General features: G+C 50.6%; 1 protein-coding gene. It reads left to right on the top strand.

Translation table 11 applies throughout. The features are described 5' to 3' along the window. The first annotated feature begins 214 nt into the window (after nt 1-214). Nucleotides 215-973 carry a DUF3943 domain-containing protein gene (locus KDK14_RS04510; RefSeq protein ID WP_257263825.1) on the top strand — a complete coding sequence of 253 codons (759 nt, stop codon included), beginning with the start codon at nt 215-217 and terminating at the stop codon, nt 971-973. Nucleotides 974-1,041 lie beyond the last annotated feature (68 nt).

Genomic DNA, 1,041 nt, shown 5'->3' with positions numbered 1-1,041 from the left:
CTCCGGTCACATAGCTACGGCTATGCTCCCTCCGTTGTGCCTCGCATAGCACCTGTCCAAATAGCCAGAAATATGTGATTCCATATGGCCAGCTACTTATAACCTGGATGGATAACCCATTTTTGGGTGGTGTCTGTACCTCCCCCCCCAGCCATCTTATGAATAAAAGACGATGCTTAACCGGATATTGCCAGTTTTTTTATCTGGCCTGATCATGCTTTCCAGCCTTGTCCAGGCCAACGCGACAGCTCCAGCAGTCGCGACAGAGACGGAGTTCACACTCACCGAAGATCGCTCCCCATGGGCGATTACCCTGTTCGATGACAATCCCCGGGAGAATCAGGCACGTCTCTGGTCCCAGACAAAACTGATGTTCGGTCTGGGTGTCGGTGTGGTTGCCGCCCTGGCCGTTATGCCTGAGTCCTTTACCAACTGGGATAAGTCTGAACTGAAACAGTTCCACAAAAAATGGTGGGACAATGTCAGCTCAGGCCCGGTGATGGACGAAGATGACGTTTTCCTGAACTATGTAGCCCATCCTTACTTCGGTGGCGTGTACTACATCGTTGCCCGGGAATCCGGTTACAACCAGTGGAACTCCTTTGTCTACTCCTTCCTGATGTCCACCTTCTACTGGGAGTACGGTATCGAATCCATCGCTGAAGTGCCTTCGATTCAGGATATTATCGTAACGCCCATCGGTGGCTGGCTATACGGTGAATGGGCATACCAGCAGAAACGTTCGATTGTCGACAATGACGGTCTGGTATGGGGCTCTTCCGGCCTGGGCGCCACGGCTTTGTTTTTCCTTGATCCGGTTGACAGTATTGACCAGTGGCTCAATGGTGAGCGCGAACAGCCAGTGGTGGAAGACTTTGATATCCGCCTGGCATTTGCCCCAACCTTTTATCAGGTCCAGAATCCGGATGAAGACCGGAACTATTTAGGCCTGGTCCTCACATTCCGGATGTAATCCTTTCATATACTTAATCCTGAATCCGTAAGGTTTTGATTGCACCGGAAGAATTTTACCAATTTAAT

This window comes from Endozoicomonas sp. ONNA2 (assembly GCF_024606365.1).
Classification (GTDB): Bacteria; Pseudomonadota; Gammaproteobacteria; order Pseudomonadales; family Endozoicomonadaceae; genus Endozoicomonas.
Note: the sequence above shows the minus strand (reverse complement) of the source record. Positions and strands in the feature narration are given on the sequence as shown.

Bases quoted from the DNA above. Each gene is read 5' to 3' on its own strand.
- KDK14_RS04510 (WP_257263825.1), top strand. From the start codon at position 215: ATGCTTTCCAGCCTTGTCCAGGCCAACGCGACAGCTCCAGCAGTCGCG.